Annotated in this window: 7 protein-coding genes; 3 read left to right on the top strand and 4 right to left on the bottom strand. The window is 65.2% G+C overall.

The features are described 5' to 3' along the window. From EN939_RS15560 to EN939_RS15545, 3 genes are all read left to right on the top strand, one after another. Positions 1–989, top strand: a 989-nt coding sequence (locus EN939_RS15560; RefSeq protein WP_127268701.1) for a KamA family radical SAM protein, incomplete at its 5' end; no start/stop codon positions are given. 459 nt (positions 990–1448) lie between these two features. After that, complete coding sequence (locus EN939_RS15550; RefSeq protein ID WP_127268700.1) at positions 1449–2687, top strand: MFS transporter; 1239 nt, start codon at positions 1449–1451, stop codon at positions 2685–2687. Positions 2688–2738: 51 nt separating this feature from the next. Continuing rightward, complete coding sequence (locus tag EN939_RS15545) at positions 2739–3047, top strand: NIPSNAP family protein (RefSeq protein WP_127268699.1); 309 nt, start codon at positions 2739–2741, stop codon at positions 3045–3047. A gap of 78 nt (positions 3048–3125) precedes the next feature. Here the strand turns inward: EN939_RS15545 and EN939_RS15540 are convergent, their stop codons facing one another. The 4 genes from EN939_RS15540 to EN939_RS15525 form a co-directional block, all read right to left on the bottom strand. After that, positions 3126–3839, bottom strand: coding sequence for a glutamine amidotransferase (locus tag EN939_RS15540; protein WP_127268698.1), 714 nt, complete (start codon positions 3837–3839; stop codon positions 3126–3128). Between the two features lie 15 nt (positions 3840–3854). Next, the gene (locus EN939_RS15535) at positions 3855–4334 is read right to left on the bottom strand and encodes a tellurite resistance TerB family protein (RefSeq protein WP_127268697.1); all 480 of its coding nucleotides are present in this window, start codon (positions 4332–4334) and stop codon (positions 3855–3857) included. A 36-nt stretch (positions 4335–4370) separates the two neighbouring features. Continuing rightward, positions 4371–5975 carry a heme biosynthesis protein HemY gene (locus tag EN939_RS15530; RefSeq protein ID WP_127268696.1) on the bottom strand — a complete coding sequence of 535 codons (1605 nt, stop codon included), beginning with the start codon at positions 5973–5975 and terminating at the stop codon, positions 4371–4373. Between the two features lie 10 nt (positions 5976–5985). Beyond that, positions 5986–6698: COG4223 family protein (locus EN939_RS15525; RefSeq protein ID WP_245473097.1), on the bottom strand; the 713-nt coding region annotated here is incomplete at its 5' end.

Raw genomic sequence — 6698 nt, 5'->3', positions numbered from 1 at the left:
ACAAGGTGCGCGCGCCCAAAGCCTATCTCGACCTGATCGACTGGAGCGACCCGGCCGATCCGATCCGGGCGCAGGTCATCCCGTCTCCGCAGGAACTTGAGGAAGCGGAGGGCGAGCTCGACGATCCGATCGCCGATCATGACTTCAGCCCGGTGCCGCGATTGACGCACCGTCATGCCGACCGGGTGCTGCTGTTCCCGACCTATCAATGCGCGGTCTATTGCCGGTTCTGCTTCCGCAAGGAATCGCTGACCTCGATCGGTCGTGGCTATACGCACGAGGCGCTGGAGCCGGCGCTGGCCTATATCGCCGAGCATCCCGAAATCCGTGAGGTGATCCTGACCGGCGGCGATCCGCTGTCGCTGCCCGACAAGGCACTGGCCGAAATCTCCGCGCGCATCGAAGCGATCCCCCATGTGCGGCTGCTGCGCATCCATACGCGCGTGCCGGTGGTGCTGCCGTCGCGCATTACATCAGGGCTCGTCGCGACGCTGCAGGGCCGGCTGATGGTCACCGTCGTCACCCATTTCAATCACGCGCGTGAAATCACCGGCGCTACCGAGGTGGCCTGCCGCACGCTTCGGCGAGCCGGGTTCGTGCTGCTCAACCAGAGCGTTCTGCTCAAAGGCGTCAACGACAGCATCGAGGCGCTGGAGGAGCTCTGCCGCGAGCTGATGTACCGCCTCGGCGTCAAACCCTATTACCTGCACCATGGCGACCTCGCGCGCGGCATGGCGCACCGGCGCACGACGATCGCGCAGGGACAGGCGCTGACCGAAGCGCTGCGGGCGCGGCTGTCGGGCATCTGCAACCCCGTCTATGTGCTCGACCTGCCGGAAGGCGGCGGCAAGGTGCCGATCGGGCCCTGTCATGTCGAGGGCAGGCAGGGGGAGAGCTGGCGGCTGCGCGGGCTCGATGGCGAAGTGCGGGAATATAGGGAGATCGTTGGCGCGCAAGAGGAACAGTCTTCGAAGATTCCAGGCTCGTGACGCCAGGATCCACCCGGATAATCCTACAGCGTCACAGCGACCGTTCGTAATGGCCAGCGTCTGCGCCGCCCCTCACCTGCCTGCCGGCATCCTCTCCCCGTATAGTGACGGGGAGAGGGGTGCTGTCATCGGCGATTTCGCCAATCTCCAGCGTTGCGGGAGAAATGCCGGCGTCGCCGCCCGCCCCTCTCTCCCCGTCACTATAGGATGTCCGGCAGGACAGTGAGGGGCAGCGCCAACGTCAACGATTGCTCCGTTCGGCCAGAAACTCATGACGCAGTAGCGCTAATGCATCTCGCTCAAAAGTCGCGACGCGCTTTAGGCTGAAAATTCCTTGATCCAGCACTGATTTTGACGCATATCCGCTGCGAACTGAGCTAAAAGTTCCGCCAGCCGGACCAGCGCCCATCGTGGAAGTGCCCCGCCAGCTGATGCCATTCGAACGGGGCCTCTTAAATCATGACAGCAGAACAGATATCGCCGGACCAGCGCTATGCCGCGTTCCGCCACCGCTCCTTCCTGAGCTATTGGGCGGCGCGTTTCCTCACCACATTCGCCACCATGATCGTGTCCGTCGCGGTCGGCTGGCAGATGTACGATTTGACCCGCGACCCGCTCGATCTCGGCCTTGTCGGCATCGTCCAGTTCCTGCCGTCGCTGCTTCTGGTGCTGGTCACCGGCGTCGTCGCTGATCGCTTCGGCCGCCGCCTGATCATGGCGCTGGCGGTCGTGGTGGAGGCGATGTGCGCGCTGGCGCTGCTGTTCCTGACGCTGCGCGGCATCAGCGGGCCGCTGCCGATCTTCTGCGTGCTTGCCATGTTCGGCGTCGCCCGCGCCTTTTTCGGTCCGGCCTCCGCCTCGCTGTTCGCCAATCTGGTGCCGCCTCAGGATTTCGCCAACGCCATCGCCTGGAATTCATCGGCCTGGCAGACGGCGACCATCGTCGGCCCGGTCGCCGGCGGCCTGCTCTACGGCGTGTCGCCGGAAGCGGCCTACGGAACCGCCGCCGTCCTGATGCTCGTGTCCGGGCTGCTGATCTTCACCATTCCGAAGCCGTCGCAGCGGACCGAGTCGGAAAAGCCGACGATGCAGCACCTGCTCGGCGGGTTCAGCTACATCTGGAGCGAGAAGATCGTGCTCGGCGCCATCTCGCTCGATCTGTTCGCCGTGCTCCTGTCCGGCGCCTCGGCGCTGCTGCCGGTCTATGCGCGCGACATCCTCCAGCTCGGCCCCTGGGGCCTCGGCCTGCTGCGCTCGGCGCCCAGCATCGGCGCCATTTGCGTCGCCATCTGGCTGGCCGGGCATCCGCTTCGCAACCACGCGGGCATGATCATGCTGGTCGCCGCCGCCTCGTTCGGCGCCTTCACCGTGCTGTTCGGCCTTTCCACCATCACCTGGCTGTCGATCGTGGCGCTGGTCTTCCTTGGCGCCACCGATATGTTCAGCGTCTACATCAGGGAAACGCTAATTCAGCTGTGGACGCCCGACCATGTGCGCGGCCGCGTCAACGCCGTCAACCAGGTCTTTGTCGGCGCCTCCAACGAGGTCGGCGAATTCCGCGCCGGCACGATGGCCGCGCTGATCGGCACGGTGCCGGCCGTGGTGATCGGCGGCATCGGCGCCATCGCCGTAGCGGGCCTGTGGATGGTGCTGTTCCCGCAACTGCGCAAGGTGCGCCATCTCGACGGACGCAACTGATCTTCCTACGTTTGACAGCCGACATGCCTCGCCCATGCCACAGGAGCTCTCATGATCACTTGCTACCTGAAATATGTCATCGACCCCTACAAGCTTGCCGAGTTCGAAGTTTATGGCCGTCGCTGGATAGCTCTGGTCAACCGCCTCGGCGGAAACCATCACGGCTATTTCCTTCCGAGCGAGGGGGCGAGCAATATCGCTTTTGCCATGTTCAGCTTTCCGAGCCTTGCCGACTACGAGGTCTATCGCAAGCGTATGGCTGCCGACCCGGAATGCCAGGAAGTGTTTGAAATGGAAAAACGCAATCGCAGCATTCTCAGCTACGAGCGCAGCTTCCTGCGGCCGGTGCTCGAACCTTAAAGCGCGTCGCGCTTTAAGTCTTGTTTTATGCATGTCGTTTTCCCAAAACCGAGGTCGCTTTTGGGCGACATGCATTAGCTATCTGCTCGGCTTGCCGAAAATCATCCGCAGGAACTCGTCCAGCCAGCGCTTGAGATGCATGTCCCAGATCAGCCGGCCGCCGAGATGATCGCGGCCGGGCTGGGCACCGGGCAATTCGAAGCGATGCGCGCCGCGCACCACCCAGCGCTGCATCATCACCCTGGTCAGTTCGCCATGGAACTGGATGCCCCAGGCATTGTCGCCGTAGCGGAAGGCCTGGTTGGGATAGGTCTCGGCCGTCGCCAGCAGCGTCGCGTCCCTGGGCAGCGAGAAACCCTCGCGGTGGAACTGATAGACCATCTCCGGCCAGTGCATCAGTTGCTTGCCGGCTTCGGTCGCTTTCAGGGGATACCAGCCAACCTCGACCAGCCCTTCGCCGTGTCCTTCGACCTTGCCGCCGAGATAGTTGACCAGCATCTGTGCGCCGAGACAGATGCCGAGACATGGCCGGTTCTCCCTCAGCGGTATTTCCAGCCAGTTGGTCTCGCGGCGAACGAACTCGTCCTCGTCATTGGCGCTCATCGGACCGCCGAACACCACCGTGCCGGCGTGGCCGTCCAGTGTTTCGGGCAAGGCGTCGCCAAGCGGCGGCCGGCGGATATCGAGGTCGAACCCTTCTTCCAGCAACATGTGGCCGACACGCCCTGGGCTCGAACTCTCCTGATGCAGCACGATCAGTATCTTTGGCTTCGAACTCGTTTGGCGCGGCATGGGAAGGCGAAAATCCTATTCGTCGCTCGATGTTCCGGTGGCGCCGGGCGCGTGCGCCGCTGCCTTGCGGCGCGCCTCGACGCGATCATGGCGTTCGACGCCGATCAGCTCGGCGACGCGCCAGACGGTGTTGTCCTCGAGCTCGTGCAACTCGCCGTCGGCATAGACGATTTCCCACATCAGGCCGATGAAGGCCTTGCGCGCATCGGCATCGAGATGGCGCTTCAGGACACTGGTGAAGGCATAGAGATCGATCGCCTCATTGTCGGCCCGCTCGCCGGCGGCGGCAAGCGCCTCAAGTTCCGTGCCGCTGATCGAATAGCTCTCCGCCAGCACCGCCTTGAACCGTTCCCACTCGACATCCTGGCGCACGCCATCGGCATTCATCACATGGTAGAGCAGCGCCGAGGCGGCGATGCGCGGATCGTCCGTGCTGGCACGAGTGCCGGCGCCGGCCGGCAAATCCCTGAGAAACGACAGAACGCGTTCAAACATAGATCCATACCCCAACGGCCTGACGGCCTGCCCAACTCAAAACAACCGAAACCGGCGCGGCGATTTCTCCGCTTCCTCGTCCGGATCGACGCCGGGATCGTCCGGCAACCGCGCAAGCTCCTCGGCCGGATCGACGCCCTCGGCATCGCCCGGCACCGCGGCGAAGGCCGCTGCCGTGATCGGCCTGACATGATCTTCTTCGCGACTTTCAGCTTGCTTGCCCGCCGACGTCTCGCCACCGGCGTCATCGATCACCTCGATCGGCCCTTTTTCGCTCGTGGGCTTTGCCAATGCTTCGATGACCGGCGCCGCACCGGCTGGCATGTCGTCATGGCTGTCGATCAACTGGCCGAGACGCTCCATCGGCGCACGCCACTCGAAGGCGTCGAGCCGGCCGGTGATCGGCGACACCGGCGCCCAGCGTTCCGATACCACGCCGTCTGCGACCCAGGCCGGATCGCGCGGCGCCCGCACCGCCCTGGACAGCAGCTGCCGCACCTTGCCCTGATCGCCGGTCTCGGCCTCCTCGATGTCGGCGAGCAGCAGATAGGCGCCCTCGCGGCGGTCCATCCGGATCGCCGCCTCGGCCTCGCGGCGGGCGGTCGAGAAGTCCTGTGCGTCGAGCGCGGCGCGCGCCACCGTCATCGACGATTCGGCGTGGTTCTTCTTCATTTCCTGCAGCTTCTTCGCCCGGTTGAGGCGGTCGAGCACCGCGTCGCCCGGCCTTGCATGGGTATAAAGCTCGGCGATTTCCGGATGCGGCTCGGCCTTCCAGGCTGCCTCGAGTATCTTCGAGCCCTTGCGCACATCGTTCTGCTTGAACAATGCGGCAGCCGCGGCAACGGCGGCGGGCGCGAAGTCCGGCCGCAGCTTGTTGGCCTCGATCGCCGCAGTCCTGGCGGCGGCGGGATCGCTGTCGGCAAGCGCCTGCGCCTTGGCGGTCAGCAGCACGGCGCGGCGGCGGTTGGCGGCATCGCGTTCGATCTGCCGTGTCGATTTCTGCGCGTCGTCCAGTTTCAGGGCGCCGTCCCAGTCGCCGCGCGCGGTCAGCTCTTCCAGCGTCGATTCCGCTGCCCAGGCCAGCTGCGGCGCCATCACCGCGGCACGGCCGGCATAATGCCTGGCGGCGTTGCGGTCGCCAAGCCGTTCGGCTTCCAGATAAAGCCCGCGCAAGCCTAGCAGCCGCATTTCGGGATCGTCGAGCATGCTCTCGAATTTCTGTCGCGCGCCTTCATGATCGCCTTCGAGCAGCGACGCCTGCGCTTCCAGCAGGTGGATCAGCGGCTCCTGGTCGGAACGGATCAGCTTGGCGGCTTCCTTGGTCTTCTTGCGGGCCAGCGCGCCATCACCGGCGCCGGCGGCAATCATGCCGGTCGACAGCGCCTGATAGCCACGATCGCGGCGGCGGACACGGAAATAGCGCGAGATGGTGTAGGGGCTGTTCCACAGCGACTTGAGCAGCCACCACAGGATCATCACCGCGGCGACCACGGCAACGACGGCCACCGCCGCCACCATCAGGCTGACCTGGTATTGATAGCCGTTAAAAGTGACGACCATGTCGCCCGGCCGGTCGGCCAGCCAGGCAAAGCCCAGCCCGAGCGCGAAAACGACGATGAGGAAGGCGAGCAGGCGGATCATTGTGTTGCCCTCATGCCTTCATCGCGCCCGAGATCAGCGCATCGACCTGGGTTTCGACCTCGATGCGTGCCTTCAGCTTGCCGACAAAGTCCGCGCCAGCGGCCTTGGCGGCCTCGGGCAGCGTTTCATACTCGCTGAGTGCCTTCGCGTAGTCGCCCTGGTTGACCGCCGCCTCCATGCGCGCGACGGTTTCCGGTGCGCCGGCGCCTTCGACGGCGCCGATCGGCCTGACCTTGACCAGCGATTCGGCGCTCGACATCAGATTCTGCAGGAAGCCGGCATTCTCATCGACGGGCGTCGCGGCAGTGACCATGGCATTGGCGGCGGCATCAGCCTGCGATGCGATCTCGGCGCGGGTCGGAACGCCCTTTTCAGCATAGGGGCGCAGTGCCGCAAGCTGCGGCGCATCGGGCGAAATCGCCGCGAGGGTTTCGAGTTCGGCCGAAAACGGCCCGCCACGCTCGAGCGCCGCTTTCAAGGCCGACGCCGCGATGGCAAGCGCAACCTTCGGCTGCCCCGCCGCCGCCTCGACCTTGCCGGACAGCTGCGACACAGACTGCTCCAGCGCTGTCAGCCGGCCCTCCTGCGCCGTCGTAGCCTCGCCGGCCGACTTCACCAGCGCGTCGAGGCCAGCCAGTTTCTCGTTGAGCGGACCGAGATCGACCGGCGCCGAGCTGCCGGCCTTGCCGAGGGCGGCGACCGCCGTCTCGATCTGCGCAACCT

It is taken from the genome of Mesorhizobium sp. M7A.F.Ca.CA.002.05.1.1, from assembly GCF_003998335.1.
Classification (GTDB): domain Bacteria; phylum Pseudomonadota; class Alphaproteobacteria; order Rhizobiales; family Rhizobiaceae; genus Mesorhizobium.
Note: the sequence above shows the minus strand (reverse complement) of the source record. Positions and strands in the feature narration are given on the sequence as shown.